At 34.6% G+C, this 16,100-nt stretch carries 22 protein-coding genes; 5 read left to right on the top strand and 17 right to left on the bottom strand.

The genetic code is table 11. The features are described 5' to 3' along the window. Positions 1-247 precede the first annotated feature (247 nt). Positions 248-808: a hypothetical protein gene (locus NYE73_RS14115; RefSeq protein ID WP_259950379.1), complete on the bottom strand. Its 561-nt coding sequence runs from the start codon at positions 806-808 to the stop codon at positions 248-250. A 306-nt stretch (positions 809-1,114) separates the two neighbouring features. On the opposite strand from NYE73_RS14115, the gene NYE73_RS14120 reads away from it, so the two are divergent. Further along, the gene (locus tag NYE73_RS14120; RefSeq protein WP_259950380.1) at positions 1,115-2,056 is read left to right on the top strand and encodes a DMT family transporter; all 942 of its coding nucleotides are present in this window, start codon (positions 1,115-1,117) and stop codon (positions 2,054-2,056) included. 130 nt (positions 2,057-2,186) lie between these two features. Here the strand turns inward: NYE73_RS14120 and NYE73_RS14125 are convergent, their stop codons facing one another. The 11 genes from NYE73_RS14125 to NYE73_RS14175 form a co-directional block, all read right to left on the bottom strand. After that, positions 2,187-2,666, bottom strand: a complete 480-nt coding sequence (locus NYE73_RS14125) for a GNAT family N-acetyltransferase (protein ID WP_259950381.1) — start codon at positions 2,664-2,666, stop codon at positions 2,187-2,189. 252 nt (positions 2,667-2,918) lie between these two features. Then, positions 2,919-3,770, bottom strand: coding sequence for a hypothetical protein (locus tag NYE73_RS14130; RefSeq protein ID WP_259950382.1), 852 nt, complete (start codon positions 3,768-3,770; stop codon positions 2,919-2,921). 833 nt (positions 3,771-4,603) lie between these two features. Further along, positions 4,604-4,774, bottom strand: coding sequence for a hypothetical protein (locus tag NYE73_RS14135; protein ID WP_181574716.1), 171 nt, complete (start codon positions 4,772-4,774; stop codon positions 4,604-4,606). Positions 4,775-4,892: 118 nt separating this feature from the next. Further along, positions 4,893-5,324: a hypothetical protein gene (locus NYE73_RS14140; RefSeq protein ID WP_233731984.1), complete on the bottom strand. Its 432-nt coding sequence runs from the start codon at positions 5,322-5,324 to the stop codon at positions 4,893-4,895. A 32-nt stretch (positions 5,325-5,356) separates the two neighbouring features. Further along, positions 5,357-5,863, bottom strand: coding sequence for a DUF6713 family protein (locus NYE73_RS14145; RefSeq protein WP_311199625.1), 507 nt, complete (start codon positions 5,861-5,863; stop codon positions 5,357-5,359). A gap of 145 nt (positions 5,864-6,008) precedes the next feature. After that, entirely contained in the window at positions 6,009-6,614 is a 606-nt protein-coding gene (locus NYE73_RS14150) for an ABC-2 transporter permease (protein WP_259950383.1), read from the bottom strand. Continuing rightward, complete coding sequence (locus NYE73_RS14155; protein ID WP_048392631.1) at positions 6,607-7,473, bottom strand: ABC transporter ATP-binding protein; 867 nt, start codon at positions 7,471-7,473, stop codon at positions 6,607-6,609. Before NYE73_RS14155 ends, NYE73_RS14150 begins: the two co-directional genes overlap by 8 nt. Before the next feature lie 5 nt (positions 7,474-7,478). Next, entirely contained in the window at positions 7,479-7,850 is a 372-nt protein-coding gene (locus NYE73_RS14160; RefSeq protein WP_004225203.1) for a GntR family transcriptional regulator, read from the bottom strand. Between the two features lie 15 nt (positions 7,851-7,865). Beyond that, on the bottom strand, positions 7,866-8,171 hold the full coding sequence (locus NYE73_RS14165) for a YfzA family protein (RefSeq protein ID WP_259950384.1): 306 nt from the start codon (positions 8,169-8,171) through the stop codon (positions 7,866-7,868). Positions 8,172-8,515: 344 nt separating this feature from the next. Continuing rightward, complete coding sequence (locus tag NYE73_RS14170; protein WP_259950385.1) at positions 8,516-9,361, bottom strand: MBL fold metallo-hydrolase; 846 nt, start codon at positions 9,359-9,361, stop codon at positions 8,516-8,518. Between the two features lie 92 nt (positions 9,362-9,453). After that, on the bottom strand, positions 9,454-9,591 hold the full coding sequence (locus NYE73_RS14175) for a hypothetical protein (protein ID WP_155483390.1): 138 nt from the start codon (positions 9,589-9,591) through the stop codon (positions 9,454-9,456). A 271-nt stretch (positions 9,592-9,862) separates the two neighbouring features. Between NYE73_RS14175 and NYE73_RS14180 the strand changes: the two genes are divergently transcribed. From NYE73_RS14180 to NYE73_RS14195, 4 genes are all read left to right on the top strand, one after another. Then, positions 9,863-10,372 carry a DUF3231 family protein gene (locus NYE73_RS14180; protein ID WP_048392625.1) on the top strand — a complete coding sequence of 170 codons (510 nt, stop codon included), beginning with the start codon at positions 9,863-9,865 and terminating at the stop codon, positions 10,370-10,372. A gap of 28 nt (positions 10,373-10,400) precedes the next feature. Continuing rightward, positions 10,401-11,258, top strand: coding sequence for a manganese catalase family protein (locus NYE73_RS14185; protein WP_259950389.1), 858 nt, complete (start codon positions 10,401-10,403; stop codon positions 11,256-11,258). 359 nt (positions 11,259-11,617) lie between these two features. After that, positions 11,618-11,734, top strand: coding sequence for a YjcZ family sporulation protein (locus tag NYE73_RS14190; RefSeq protein ID WP_004225198.1), 117 nt, complete (start codon positions 11,618-11,620; stop codon positions 11,732-11,734). A gap of 199 nt (positions 11,735-11,933) precedes the next feature. Then, positions 11,934-12,332: a hypothetical protein gene (locus NYE73_RS14195; RefSeq protein ID WP_103118245.1), complete on the top strand. Its 399-nt coding sequence runs from the start codon at positions 11,934-11,936 to the stop codon at positions 12,330-12,332. Positions 12,333-12,540: 208 nt separating this feature from the next. Here the strand turns inward: NYE73_RS14195 and NYE73_RS14200 are convergent, their stop codons facing one another. The 5 genes from NYE73_RS14200 to NYE73_RS14220 form a co-directional block, all read right to left on the bottom strand. Beyond that, positions 12,541-12,741, bottom strand: a complete 201-nt coding sequence (locus tag NYE73_RS14200; protein WP_004225195.1) for a cold-shock protein — start codon at positions 12,739-12,741, stop codon at positions 12,541-12,543. A 289-nt stretch (positions 12,742-13,030) separates the two neighbouring features. After that, on the bottom strand, positions 13,031-13,147 hold the full coding sequence (locus NYE73_RS14205; RefSeq protein WP_259950391.1) for an RCC1-like domain-containing protein: 117 nt from the start codon (positions 13,145-13,147) through the stop codon (positions 13,031-13,033). 80 nt (positions 13,148-13,227) lie between these two features. Beyond that, positions 13,228-14,112, bottom strand: coding sequence for a cation diffusion facilitator family transporter (locus tag NYE73_RS14210; RefSeq protein WP_103118246.1), 885 nt, complete (start codon positions 14,110-14,112; stop codon positions 13,228-13,230). 342 nt (positions 14,113-14,454) lie between these two features. Further along, positions 14,455-15,210 carry an SDR family oxidoreductase gene (locus NYE73_RS14215; RefSeq protein WP_103118247.1) on the bottom strand — a complete coding sequence of 252 codons (756 nt, stop codon included), beginning with the start codon at positions 15,208-15,210 and terminating at the stop codon, positions 14,455-14,457. Positions 15,211-15,418: 208 nt separating this feature from the next. Continuing rightward, positions 15,419-16,075: a hypothetical protein gene (locus NYE73_RS14220; protein WP_259950395.1), complete on the bottom strand. Its 657-nt coding sequence runs from the start codon at positions 16,073-16,075 to the stop codon at positions 15,419-15,421. Positions 16,076-16,100 lie beyond the last annotated feature (25 nt).

Below are 16,100 nucleotides of genomic sequence, written 5' to 3' on the forward strand. Positions count from 1 at the left end.
TTTGTGGAATCATTTAGTTCTATCTCTACTTACAACTATGCTATCGTCAGTCGTTTCTCAAAACAAATTCTATCATTTTCTTATGCCTATCCATGTTTGCATTAAGAATTTGCTGCTGACATTCTACTTTGAACACAAAACCTTTGCAAAAATAAAAAGCCATCAAGAATCAGGAACAACTACTACTGCCCAACTCGATTGCACTCAAAGCATTTAAAAAGAACACCTATGTTAGGTGCTCTTCCGATCATTTTTTCTTGTTTAAATCATCTGGATAAACTATCGTGTTAATTACATCTCCATTTGATTCATCTTTAAAAATTACTTTGACTTTATAATCCTTTTCATCCACACCATTAAATAATTGATAGTACATACCTGTTAAAGCTAGTCCGAATGAGGCCATTGTGTCAAGACTATTATCAAATTCTTCTTTGTTTACAGATAAAGTGAATTCTGAAAAAGACTTGTCATAGGTTACATCTTTAATAGATTTGAACTCTTCACTTGCTTTAAGCTCTTCTACACTTGCTAGTATGCCTTCTTTTAAACCTTTCATCATTTCTTTATGTTCTGTTTCAGACATTTTATAAGTTAAAGAACCATCATCATTCTTACTGACTTCCTTCATCCCACTGCTTTTTGCCTTTGAAATAACAGAATCAATGTCCTGACCCTCAAAAAATAGAGCTGGAATAGTTACTTCTACATCTCCACCATCTTTGCTACCTTTTTCCTGACCCTCACTACAACCAGAGATCAAAACACCTAGTAATATAAATAATGGTAGTATCCATTTTCTTGCCATGAAATCTCCTCCTCATACACCAATATACAGAATATGAAGAGATTACACTATACTTTATTAACATAAAGCTCTATTTCTTAATCGCTTCTATACATGAAAAATCATTTCTTTTTTGAGAAACTGATTTTTTATCATTATCTTAATGTGTTTGGTGACGTTCCACATCATAAATAAAATCTATTTCTTACTTAGTGTTCAGTGCTTAATTTTATAAAATTCAACACGTACTTTGATATAATCAATCATGCGTTGTTTTACATTTCTTTTTCTTTACATTTTCTTCAACAAAGGTTGTGATGAATTTTTATGTTTGCAGTACTTTTGGCTATAAGTATTGGAGCTATTCTTGCTGTGCAAACAGCCATTAATGCTCAATTAAGAAAGTTTGTGATTTCTCCTTTTTTAGCTTCAATGATTTCCTTCGCTGTTGGTGTCATCTTCTTAACTATTACATTAGTAAGTAGTGGTTCATCACTGGGGATTCCATTAGATTTATTGTTGAACCAACCTATCTATATATGGTTGGGGGGAATTGGTGGCGCTATTGCGATAACTACTAACATTCTCTTGTTTCCTAAATTGGGAAGTGTGCAAACAACTATCCTACCGATCTTTGGAATGACTCTCATGAGTATGTTCATCGATCATAATGGCTGGTTTAATGCAACACAATATTCCTTTGGATGGAATCGAATCTTTGGCATATTACTAGTCTTACTAGGCGTCCTTTTAGCTACAGCTATACGAAGCAAGAAAAATGAACAGTATTCTCCCCAAACAAATAAGGAGAGTGTGCGGAATCTATGGATTTGGCGCATAGTAGGGATTCTAGCAGGAATGTTACTAGCTATCCAAATCGCTGTTAATGGGCAATTAGGAAAAGTTCTTCACTCTTCTTCTCATGCTGCCCTTGTTTCATTCTTTGTTGGTACTATTACCTTGATTATAATTGTTGGGTTAAAAGATCGATCTTACACAAGTATTAAAGAGCCTTTTAAACAAGCTGCTCCTTGGTGGATATGGATTGGCGGGATCTTAGGAGGATCTTATGTTCTCATCAATGTATTTCTTGTCAATCAAATTGGAAATGGCCAAACTGTAGTTCTTGCTTTATTCGGTCAAATCACTGGTAGCTTGCTGGTACAGCAATTCGGATTGTTTAACTCGCTAAAGAATCGAATTCAACCATTACAAATAATTGGTTTAATGGTGATGATAGCCGGTGTATTTTTAATCAGGATATTTTAAATAATTTTCTTTGCTTTCTTGATCGATGAAACTCTTTTTCAAGAATGGATGCGACAATTCCCCCAAAACATAAAACCAGAGTTCATCTACAAAATGTAGCATAAACTCTGGTGACGATGGTGGCCTAACTTTATTTTATGAATTGCCTCATGATTATTTCTTCGCCGATACGTCCTATTAGCCTCTCATTCGTATCTTCAAAACCTACTTTTGCATATAGTTTCTGTGCTGGTATATTATCTTTGTCTACAACTAAAACAATTTCATCACAATTAGGAAATTCTGCTTTAACAAACTCAACTAGTAATGTCATTCCTTGTTTTGCATAGCCCTTCCCTTGTTCTGTATGATTAATTGATAATGCAGATAATAGCATCGCATTTCTATTCGTAGAATATTTCTTAACTCGTTCATTTGCATTTAGGAGAAAGAAACCAACAGGTGTATTTTCACTTAGAATTACAATGCGATGCTGTCCTTCATTAATTTCCTCAAAATTGCTCGGCAGTGCTGAAAATTGTTTTTGCTCTTCAGTAAGTACAAAAGCGTTCAGTCCTTGCATATATTCACTTGAAAAATGTTTTAATTCAACCTTCTTCAGTTTTTTCATTACATAATTCTCCATTCACTTTTTCTATACTTTACCACTTTATTAGGTTGTGGTCATTCATTTATTTGAAATTTCGAAAAACAACACGTTCGTTAGATAAATAAATCACGTAAAAAATGCCCAGGCTCAACATTAATTTGAGTACCTAGGCTTTGGTGTTACTTAGTATATTCATCCTAATACCGTTTGTGGATTTGCCGCTAACACTCTACTGGCTTCATGTTGTACTTTTGTTAGCAATGTATGTAATCTTTACTTGATTTCGTTCACTAACACTGCCGTATTTGGAGCAACAATCGCTTCAATGCCCGAAGCTTTGTAGCTAACTCGAATTGAGTCGTTGCTTTTATATAAATGGAAAGTATCCGAACTAAAAACAAATTCCCCGTTCTCATCTAAAACCGGTGAATAGGTGATATCATAATGGAACTTTATGTCCTTTGCATCGGCTGGCATATCTGGTTCAGGTTGATAATCCTCAGGAACTTCCGTTGTAACGTATCTAAAAAATAGTTGTATGTCGTTATCATCTATTTTTTCCCAAAGGTCATATGTATTTCCTTGTGTCTTCATACCATCAAAATAAGTTGTTTCCTTTTCTTTATCAGTAAGGGGCAGATAAGGAACGGCTGCTTTTGCTAATTCCGTTATTTTTATTCTTTTCGTTTCTTTCCCTACGGCATTATAAACCAATAGTGTTTTGTCTATACTTCCAAACAAATCATCTCTTTTTCCAACGAGAAGATGATTTTGAAAGGTTAAAAACACCTCATCAGTTTGCAAATTTACATTATATTGATTTACAACTTTATTCATCTCTTTATTCATTAAATGTTCTTCAAGGATATATTTTAAATTTCCAAATCCCAATAAAGGAATTATTGCTGCGATGATCATGCTTAAAAACAACAAACCAAATTTTTTGGATAAACTAATCTTATTTTTAATAAAGATGATTGGAATACCCACTGCAAAAGTAAAACCTAATAAGCCAACATATGCAAAAAATTGCATCAACCCTAATTCATCTATTTCGTACATATTAATATATACACACACACCAAGTAGAGCGATAGCGATTATTCGTATCAATTGATTTTTCATAAAATACTTCCCTTCCTTTTATAAACCCTCTAAAAGCTATGGTCGCACTAAGAAAAGTTCGGATAATTTCTCTACAATAGTTTCTCTATTCTCAATTATCAGCTCTGTTTTTCCTTTCTTTATTACGTAAGGACTGCCATTTCTGCTCCTATATTTTATTTTGACTACTTTTTTAATTGTCCCTAAGTTTAGACCTATGTACCATTTTTTAAAGTTTGTAATGACTAACTAGCTTTCTATTCCAATTCCATCGAATACTTTACCTATCAAATCTTAACAATGTCTCACCTAATTTTATATATGTAATATTTTCCTTTTTCGTAATGAAAGGAGCATTACTTTTAGAAATGTGCAACTAACTAATATCATTATTGTTGGAGGAGACTGGAATAGTTCATAAGACATTTTTCTTACTTTATCGTATATTGTTTATTTTGTAATCGTACTTTTCTTAACTTATTGTATCCAATGGGTGACTGTGCTTTTTATGGGAGGTATTCGATTTACAGCTGCAGAAAGTTAGGCAGGGGATTTGAGTAGTATTTCTTTAGTTATATGGAGCTTCTTATTTTCTTGCATTCATTTTGTTATTTTAACAATGTATTTATTTCTTCATCATTTAGTGTTGTCTCTCTTTAAAATTAGGTTTCAAAGCAAGATAGCATTTTTGTTTAATACTTTTGTGACTGTTTAATTTTCTATTACTTAAAATCATTTTTATAGTACGTATCAGCAAGATAACTCGTTACTTATGAATAATACTACTCTTTAGGATCAATATCACAAGTGTGTCTCTACAATCTCTAGACACCAAGTATTTAAATCTCAATGGATTACTTTCTCTTGGATATTGTTACAGGGAGAGTGGCAACCATTAATATTAACCCTAGATAGAGAGGATATTTTAAACATTCATTCGTTGAATACCCCAATAAATAAGGCATACCTATTAAGGCCATTACTACTCCAACTACAAACAAACCCATTTCAATTTTTCTAATCATATTTTTCTCCCATCCCTTAACATTTCTTATTCATTTCTTCCTACAACCAGAGAGGCTTAATCTAAGGAGCTTCTTTAAAATAAAAGACACCCCTCAGAAATAAGGAATGTCTAACTTTTTATCTATACACATCTAACAGATTTAACAAATATCTTTCTAATTCATTAATCGCAAACAAAACTTCCTTATGAAGTCTATCCTCGACGACGCTATCATCATTAAAGACCTCTAAGTATTTATTCACTTCTACAAAGAATTTTTCATACTCCTGTAAAAACTTATCAATCGTTTGATCACCAGGTGTTACAGATAGATAAATTGTTTTAAATAAATTAAAATCACTATACGCATTACTTAAAAAATAGATTGCCAGTATTCTATCGCTATTAATATACAATTTCACAAAAGATAGATTTTGTTTTAATTTTTTCAACGCATTGATAAGATTGTTCGTTTGCTTCAACATATTTGCCGTATTACTATACATCTGATAATCACCTCCATCTTTATAATAAGCAGAAAACCAACAAATTGGAATAATTTTCTGCAAATTACTAGCTGAAAACTTCCTTTACAATACAATTAAATCGAAATATTAATTAATAATGCTAAATGTATGACAGAAAGGACCCCCAATGGATAAATAATGGATCTTGAAAAGCTATTTTTAAATTCATTTCGAGGATGCCTTTCAAAAAATAAATGCAGGATTGCATGAATGATAAAGAATAGATCAAGGACCCAAAAAATGATGGTTTGATAGTGACTGAAAAGTAAGGAAAGGATTAATACGTATAGAAACAGGTGAATAAAAGTGAATACTTTATAAGCCTTTGAATCTTCCATATCTTTAAGTATTATAAACAATCGCCACTCAGAGCATCTTATTGCATCCATTTCGTGCAAAAGAAATAAAGAAAAGTTAAATAAAAAAAGAACGAGTAATAAATCAGGCATATAAAACCTCCTACAGACTATATACCAAATATTACTATAAAACAACTTTCGAAATACTAAGTAAACATGCCTAAATATGTCGATTTGTAGGCATATGGAGGCTTTCATTCTTTCCCTTATATTAAGCAACATAACCTTTTTACTTCATTCATTTTTGCATAAAGACATTTAAATCCATTTTACATTTAGTTCCAAATGATATTTTATCAAGTGGGCACCATTCTAAAATTGTCCACTTTCCTTGAGTAATCTTCTAGAAGTAAACAAAAGCACACAATCAGAAGGCTTTTCGTTGGTAAATAATATGTGTAATTCCCCAAGAAATAATATAGATTAGCATAATAAAAAGTGTTGCCCCTGTATATAAAACCGTAACGGATGTATTATCTACAAAATCAATAATTGTTGTTAAGTGTTCATTCATATACAATGCAATTGGTCGTGAAATCCAAGTTAAGAGGATAAAGCTAATAAGTATAACCGTTGTAATATACCCCTGTTTAAAAATCTGAAATAATGGGAAGGTAAGCGCACCAAATAGTAAGAATAAGCCACTACCAATGGCAATGTCAGATATCGTAAAATGTTTATTGAAAGCTAGAAGCGCTAGACTTGTAACACCTATGGATAAAATCATATAGACAATCGCTCCAAGATAGCGGGATGCGATAATTTCTGTACGTGTGTATGGCAAGGAGTTTAATAATATGTTCGTCTCAACTTTTTCATCGTATGCATACGTGTTAAAGGGAATAAAAATACTGGCGACCAGAAAAATTAAAACGGGTGGTGCCCCCAACAAAATAAAAACTAAGATAAAAGGAATAAAAAGCAATAGCTGCCTTTTCTGTAGTATGACATCGCGTTTAATTAAATTAAGCATGATGGATGCCTCCTTTAAAGTAATACATGATATCTTCCAGAGAGGCACGTTCAATAATAACTGTGTCTCCAAAAATATTTTTCGCTGCTTTAATATTATCCGTTAATGCTTCAAATCCTGTGGATGCACGATGAACATGGACAAATGCTTTTTCAGTGTCTCTATCAAGTAGATTCAACTCACCTTTAACGAGCGCATAGTTTTCAGCTACATCGTGTATAGATTGATTAAATACTAATTCCCCTTTCTGTATAAAAGCTATGTAATCTGCGATACGATCTAAATCAGTTGTAATGTGCGTAGAAAAGAAAATAGTGCGATTACCATCAACCATTAATTCCTGTAATAGATCTAACAGCTCCCGTCTAAAAATGGGATCTAATCCTGCTGTCGGCTCATCCATAATGATTAGCTCTGCATGATGTGAGAGGGCTATTGCTAATGAAGCCTTCATTTGCATTCCTTTAGAAAATGTTTTTATTGCTTTGTTAAGCGGTAATTCGAATTGTTCTACATATTGATAAAATATTGTATCGTCCCAGCGCTTGTAGGCAGGTGCAACTATACGTTTTATATCTTTTAAGTTCAACCCTTCAAAAAATATATTGCCATCGTATACAAACCCAATGCGCTGCTTAATCTCCTTCTCATGCGTCTTGTAGTCTAATCCGAAAAGCTTTACTTCTCCAGCATCTGGCCTTAATAGATTCATCATCGTTTTTATCGTTGTAGACTTACCAGCTCCATTTGCCCCAATGAAACCCGTTACAAAGCCTCGCTTTACCTGTAAATTTATATGATTTACGGAAAAGCCCTTGAACCTCTTTGTGACATTCTTTAATTCGACTACATTTTCCATCCCTTTCACTCCTCGTATAAAATCTTCAATAATTCCTTTAGTTCATCAAGAGACAGGCCTATTTCTCTGCTATTCGCAATGACCGCACTTAGCTGTTCCTCAATAACCTTCAGCTTCTTTTCTCGTATAACCTCCAAATTTTGCTCTGCTACAAAAGATCCTTTGCCAACAATGGAATAGATAAAGCCCGCCTTCTCCAATTCTTCATAAGCCCGTTTTGTCGTTATTACACTAATTTGTAAATCCTTTGCGAGGTTACGCATGGAGGGTATTGCTGTGCCCTCCTGTAGTTCACCTGCTAAAATAAGTGATTTAATTTGATTCGTAATTTGTTCATAAATTGGCTCCTTTGAACTGTTCGAAATAATTATTTGCATGCCAATCCCTCTTCTTTATTTTTTTGAGAATATCGTTGAAATAATATTCCCTAGTGCTGCAATCAGTATAGCAATAACATGGATTGTGATGAACATATTAAAAAAAGGAAAGGAATAAGGCGTTATCCATTCGGTGAAAAGCCTCGAATCCAAAATCCATCTTCCCATTCTAGCAACTAAATTATTACTATCGTTCATGTTCGGCTCAAGAGCAGTGCCATCGACCGCGCTAAAGATCAATTGAACAATTAAAAATATACCAATAGTGATGATCCATCGTTTTAACCGATTACTTTCATCCGCTTTTTCAGTGCCTATCACTTAAACAATTCCCCCCACAAATTCATTATATTGTATATATACTATATAAACATTATATACACAAATAAAAAATTTGTTCAACCACTTTTTTAAAAAGGAAATTTTATACCATGAAATGATCTATGACATTCAAATACAAAGAAGGAGCCTGTTTTGATAGCTATTATCAAAACAGGCTCCTATTAACAACTTGCCATTCATTGTGTCTTGTCATTCAAATATGTTCATTCTACAGTTGCAATCTGATAATTTATGATATAATGAATCATCTGACTAAATTGGCAAGACAATGGCTGTAGCGTGTGACGACGCTGCGGCTTTTTCTTTGTTTTTTCCTTACGTGGTTAATTTAAATATTTACCCTGCTTGGGTAGTGCGATTTGTTCAAAATCATCGACAAGTTTTTTTAGGTTGCTTGTCAGTTCTTCGCCCTTCATTGGTAATCCGTGCCCTGTGATGGCAACTGAAGGTTTTAGTATTGCTAATTTTTCAATAGATGCTCGAGCAGCCAGCCAATCTGTTGTAAAATATTGAGGGGGACCACTGATTTCTTTTGTCTGCGTAATCACCTTATAAAGAGATTCTTGCTTGACCGTAACAAATGCATCTCCAGCAATAAGCACCTTATCCTTCTCACGGAATAAAGATATATGCCCTGGTGAATGGCCTGGCGTATGAATCCATCGGAAACCTGCCATAAATGGAACACTACCATCAGAAGGTAAAACTTTGAGGTTACCACCTAAATTTATAGCTTCATTTGGAAAAATAGGTGACATTTTAGCAACCAAGCCGTTATTTACCGTTGGATCAGGCTCGGGATAATTTTGTTTTCCAGATAAAAAGGGTATTTCCAATGTATGCGCATAGACAGGAACATCCCACCGCTCTATTAATTCTATGATTCCTCCGACATGATCAAAATGACCGTGAGTCAGTATGATTGCCTTCGGTCGAGACTTAGAACCATAACGTTCTTCAACAACTGAAATGATCTCATCCGCACTTTTGGGCATCCCCGCATCTATTAGCACAAAATCTTTCATCTGCGGTTCACCATAAAGTACAATATTTACAATTTGAATCGTGTATAGATATAAATCAGGTAATATGTCTATACCTACACCGCTTCCAACAGAAGTTGCTGGGATAAATTTATAATCTTCCCCGTAATTCAAATTCTTGTCCATTTTAAATCATCTTCTTTCAATTAAGTCATTGGAGGTTCAAGCATAAATTATATGGAAATGCCACAACCATTGATGATGGCATACTTACCTTCTTACTTCTTTTCTTTTTTATTGAAGGGCTGTTCTTTCTGTTGCTCTTGTTCCTCTTTTACTGCTTCTAATTCTTCAGGATTAAATTCCATTGCTATTTCTTCTTGCTCTACTTCATTCTTTTGCTTTTCTTTTGTCAAAACACTCACCTCCAATATGCTTTAAAGTGGCCTTTCTTAAGAAAATCTATACTTTTCACTTTTTCAAGCTACATTAAACGTATAACTAAACAGAAAACACCCATTCTATAAGTGCGTAGTGTTTCACTACTTAAAGAGCTGCAGAGATTTCTTTCTCTGTGGCTTCTTTTAATTTTTACATTAATAATTTTATTAAAAGTGAATTTTACTTATTTTTTCAGCCATACTAACATGGCTTTAATGGCGAAAAATAAGAAAAGGATGTGTACAGATGGGTATTCTTGGTGGAAATCCAAAAGATGAACCGTTGCATTATGGTGAGGTATTTAGTGTTTGGTCGGGTTTAATTGCAGACTATGGCATGATTTCTGGCTATCAAACGTTTTATAATCATGCTGGTGATGAAGATCTTAAAAAAATTATTGAAGATATCATCGAAACATGCAGGGAAGAAGTAAAGCAATTAGAAAAAATTCTAAAAACAAACGGGATCGCACTACCTCCTGCATCACCTGAGAGACCTGTAGCAAGACTGGAAGATATTCCTCCAGGTGCAAAGTTTAATGATCCAGAAATAAGCGCTGCTCTAAGTGCTGACCTAGCAGCTGGATTAGTTGCATGTAGTCAGGCAATGGGTACTTCTACTCGTGAAGATATCGCATTAATGTTTGGGCAATTCCATATGGCTAAAGCTCAACTTGGTGCAAAGCTTTTACGTTTAAACAAAAATAAAGGCTGGCTTGTACCACCACCATTACATGTTAATTATCCTGAGAAATAAAGACTATTCCCCGAATTGAGGAAAGTAAATGTATTATTATAAAGAAGAATTGATAAACATTATTAAACCTGACAAACCAGATCCTCAAGCAGCACGAGTAATGCAAGAAATACTTGGTGGTCATTATGGTGAAATGAGAACCATGATGCAGTACTTTTTTCAAAGCTCTAATTTTAGAGGCAAAGAGACCCAATATCGTGATTTATTACGGGGCGTTTTCTTAGAAGAAATTGCACACGTTGAACTTGTACAAAATACAATCAACCAATTACTAAATGATTCTGGGGAATCCTCTGCTCCTGGAAATAACGGCATGTACCAAGCACCTTTAGATGAGGCAGTTAAACATGCCAATCCACACCATTATATTGTGGGTGCACAATCATCTTTGCCTGTAGATGCAGCAGGTAATCCCTGGAATGGTTCGTGGGTTTATGCACATGGAAACCTTATTGCAGATTTATTGGATAATTTAGTATTGGAGTCAACGGGTGTACTTCAAAAGACACGTATATATGAGATGAGCTCTAATCAGACATTTAGAGAAACACTTGCTTTTCTAATTGTTCGTGACAATGCTCATCAAAATGCATTTGCCAAAGCATTAGAAACTTTAGGGGTAGATTGGGGAAAATTATTCCCTGTACCGAACTACGATATCAACAAATACCCAGAGTGTAGAAAGTTTGTTGAAATGGGTTATCACAATGCTCAATTTAACTTTAGATTAGATCCAACTCGTATCGGGGAAATCTTCCAAGGACAAACTCCAAGTAGAAATGGTGGAGAATTAAAAGTGACCCCTCCACCAGAAGGATTCCCAGTACCTGTTATGCCAGAGATGCCAAATGAACACAGTCCTGGCCTGAAGGATATGAATAACTAAAATACTTTTAGCTCTAGCGTTTGTCGACGCTGCGGCTTTTTGAATGTAAAAATAGACTGTATTTACACAAACTATTAATAAGTGTATCGCATAGGCTGTGACGTTGGTTGACCGTCATAGTCTTATTTTTATTTTAAAGGCAATAAACTATGCACAATGAGTTAACTTTTCATATAAATAGTAGTGTTAAGCTAATCTAGTCTAACATGTACCTCCCGAATTGTTACTTAGGGTCACTTTCAGCCGAGTGACCCTTAAATATTTATTCATTTATATAAACCTCGTTTTAAAGGAGATTATTTTGCCTGAAGCTTTCTATACTTTACATATTCTAGATTTTCGAAAGGAGGGACTTTCATATGGGATATGAAGTTTACGGTTCAAACTATGGCAAGCATGATAATTTATCATTCGCTCTAATTGTTGTCCTCTTTATTCTTTTAATTATTGCTGGTGCTACTTTCTTATATCATTAATAATTACCTTCTATTATCCTCAAATATTCATGCTATGATCAAAGGGTCGTCTTACACCCTGGTGACCCTTTTTTACTACTTACTTTGTTGCATAGAAGAATGTATGTAGGAAGTTTGTTGCTTAGTGTACTAATCTAACAAACAGTTCATAGAATATATCAAGCATAATTTGGGCTAAAAATAACAAAGGAGAATGCCTATGAGCATTGATTTTATTACACTTGCCCCAACTGTCATGCAGGTGTTTAAAGCAGGAGATGCAAATCCAAAAAAAGTAAAGCGCATCGTTTATGGACAAGCTACCTCTGATGCAAATGGAATAGCCACATTATATTTTACAGACAATGCATTAGCGAATGGCAATGCTCTTTTAACTACTATTGACTATGCAGTTGCAAGTGTATACTCGACAAATCCAACGATAAACTTAAGACCGAGAGTTCAAATGAGAGAGAAGAATATTAGTGGGAAATATGTCTCTGCTAATATTACAAATATTAGTGGTGTGACAGTATTAGGAATTAATGTATTAGGATCGGAAAATCCAGTAAGTGGCGTGATTGTAGATTTTATGATTTTAGGTAGTTTTGATTTGTAAACAGATCATACTGAACAAACTCCCTCGTGTTGCTTTTACATTCTTCTTGGTAAAACCTCATATCCTCACTTCTTTCATCGAGAATAGGCAAGTAACAAATGTATTTCCCGATTTGAAATGTAATGAAAAAAAATAAAGACAAAGTCGAAAAAATCGACTTTGTCTACTGAAACCACTCTATTTAAGAATGTTTTTCTTCATTTAAAAATTAAAGTTTAACGATGTTAGCAGCTTGTGGTCCACGTTGACCTTCTTCAACTGTGAATTCAACTTTTTGACCTTCTTCAAGTGATTTGAAACCTTCACCTTGGATAGCTGAGAAGTGAGCGAATACGTCTTGTCCGCCTTCTACTTCGATGAAACCAAAACCTTTTTCTGCGTTAAACCATTTTACTGTACCTTGTGTCATTTAAATGACCTCCAATAATGTTATTAAATAAAATCATACTACTTCCAAAGAAAAAAATTCACATATTACAAAAAGTAACTAACAAAACACGATTACTCTTTGTAATATGTGAATTTATTATTTCTTTAAGAAAGATTCTATTACATACAGTATATGATAAAAAATCGTATTAGTCCAGTGAAAAGTGAATTTTTTTATCAATGAAGGCTAAAACCTGCACGTACCACCAATTTTAAAGGTTAAAATTAGCCATTTCACCGCCATTAAGTAGCTACAGATTATTTATTGTTTAGTTTGAAACTACATTACCTTGGCTTTCATTATTCCTGCTCACAGCTAACATCGTGCCGTCAGCCTTTAGCCCAACAGTATGACGATAACCCGCAGCTATAGCAGCTAGAGGCAATTGTTTTTGTATTTCAATAGCGACATTCCTTACCTCATTAATCCGTATATTTTTTGAAGCTGAATATTACATTTTAGGACTTATTTGCCCTTTGCATCCTTAGGCTCTACATGGACATGCACTTCATAAACCCCTTGCTCTTCCACCATATTCTTTTCAACAACCGAAGCAACATCATGCGCTTTCGTGATATCTAACTTTGCATCTACAAGTATAACGACATCAATTACCTCATTATTCCCATAATTTCTTCCTCTGATTTCTTTCAATCCTTTAACACCATCTATTTTTAAAATAATCTCTTTGTATGTTTGAAGAATTTTCTCATCAAATCCATCCGATAGTTCATGAGAGGCTTCCTTGAAAATCTCCCAAGCTGTTTTACAAATGATGAAACCTACGACAATGGCAGTACCCGTATCTAACCAAGGCATATGTAGTTGTGACCCTAAAATTCCTACAGCGGTTCCAATACTTACCCAAGCGTCTGACAAATTATCTTTAGCTGCAGCCATAACGGCTTTACTATTGATTTTTTTAGCCAATTGTTTGTTGTAACGATAGACTAAATACATCACCAATGCTGATCCTATCCCTACATAGGCTGCGACCATATCCGGCGATTCTTTTCCACCTTGAAAAATGGAAGAAAAACCACCGACCAATACTTGAATACCAACGGCCATCATAATAAATGAAGCGACCATTGATGCAATGGTTTCACTTTTCCAATGACCATAGCGATGATCATGATCTGCTGGTTTTTGTGAAAGCTTTAGCCCAATAAGTACTGCAATAGAGGCAATAATATCTGTCGTATTATTCAAACCATCAGCTTTTAAAGCTTCTGAACCACTCAAGTAACCAATGCCAACTTTTATGATGGATAAAATTATATATGCAATAATACTGATAATGGCACCACGTTCACCTAATTTAAGATTATTATATCTTTCTGCTTCCAATTCACTTACCTCCCACTTACGTACATCATCATCATAACAACCCAACATCGAGTGGGTCTACAGCAACCTTTTTGCCTTGCTATACATAAGTAGGAGGACTATAAAAGTGTTGATGTGGGGAAAAAATAAAGCCCTTAGGAAGATACGCTGTCACTGGTTTAAAGCCTAGAAATTATTATACTAACCGAATAAAATAGTAGTGTATCTGTTCTTTAAGATTTTTTCCTCCAACGAACACACCTAACAAACCTTGGTCATTTCCAATTTCGGGAGTGACCCTTTTTACGTACTTATAAGCACGTAGAAAAGCCTTGCCACAACTGAAGCAAGGCTTTTAATCAATTATCCTCTTAAAAATCCGCCCTCTGAGTGGATTATTTGACCAGTTATCCATGTAGCCTCCTCGCTAGCAAGAAAGCTAATCACCTTGGCCACATCCACTGGTGTCCCAATCCGCCCCATTGGAAATTTGGGTAACAGATAACTTCTAATCTCATCATTCATCCATGTAGAATCTGTTGGCCCTGGATTGACAGCATTGACGGTAATGCCCAGCGGTGCTAGCTCCTGTGCTAATGATCTAGTAAAGGCTGAAATTGCCCCTTTCGTTGCCACATAGGCTAGCTCTCCCATCATAGGACCTAAATCTTGACCAGAAGTCATATTAATAATTCTCCCTGAGTTTAAATTAGCTTTTTCAAAAAGACGTGCAAATTCCACACAAAGTAGTAGGGTTGACCTTATATTCACCGCGTAATGCTCGTCTAATGTTTGAGCATCTAATGCTAGATAACCATCTTGTGCTGAATGGGCAGCATTATTCACTAAAATGGAAGGTACACCCATTTTTTCGAAAACCGTTTGGAGTATCGTTTTTGGAGCTTGGGAATCTGATAAATCAATCGACAATTCTTCACATGAAACACCCTTACTCAAAATTTCCTGTTTGAATTCTCCTATCCACTTACGATTAGCATGCCAGTGTGTGAAAAAAACATTGACACCATCCGTAGCCAATCTTCTACAAATAGCTGTTCCAATATCTTGAGGGTGGCTTGCACCCGTAATGATTGCTATTTTATGTTGTGTTTTATTCATTTCTTTTTACCCCCATGGTTATTGAGATTATTAATAAAAAAAGAGCATCACCATAATGGTCCGCTCCGTTTTTAGAAATCAAAACCCTTACACTGCACTTCTTTGAAAATGACCATCATACCTTGACACACACCTATAAAAGAAAAAGATACAGAGTTTGTCACATGTAGAGTATGTATTCCCCTCTTCATCTAATCTGAATTATTTTTTAATCTAAAGTTTTCATCGTATTTTGAACATCAATAGAAAAGGTCTCTACATCAAATTGATGCTGCTTTATCGTATCTTCCGCTAACTGTTGAGCCTTCTTTTTAGCCTTGTGATTTTTCTCTTGTGTTAAATTAATTCTTACTTGAATTTCCTCAGACGTCATACTATGGTCAATGCTGAAAGTGCCAAAATTTTCTGCAAACATCGCCTCAAATAGATTGGCTATGACATCATTATAACTTAGCCGAGTTGAGATCGCTTCTACTGGCTCATAGAGTTGCTTTAACGTTATTTGAAAAGAGATGGGGTTTAATTCATTAGCTTTGATAACGTCCAGCATTGTTTCTTCTATATGTTGCTTTGTCTTGTGATCGACCTTGTCGGGTAATGACACAAGGAGCTCTATTTTTCCATTAGGTAAAATTCCATAATCTAATAGAAAGCTATAGGATTCTTTGCGCAATGTATAGGAAATCTCACTAATTAAAAATTGATATTGCTGAATATAACGCAATAATTCATCATTACTAGGCTGTGACATAGAAACATTGGTTTTTTCAGCATATTGAATAGGTGCATTTGCCAAAAAGAAAAATGCACCACAAACAATGCTTAAAAGTAGAAACCATAACGTAAATAACCTTTTAATAAACATGTATAGCCCCCTTATTCGGGACTAT

Origin of the sequence: Lysinibacillus sp. FSL K6-0102, assembly GCF_038003545.1 — a bacterium.
Lineage (GTDB): Bacteria > Bacillota > Bacilli > Bacillales_A > Planococcaceae > Lysinibacillus > Lysinibacillus capsici.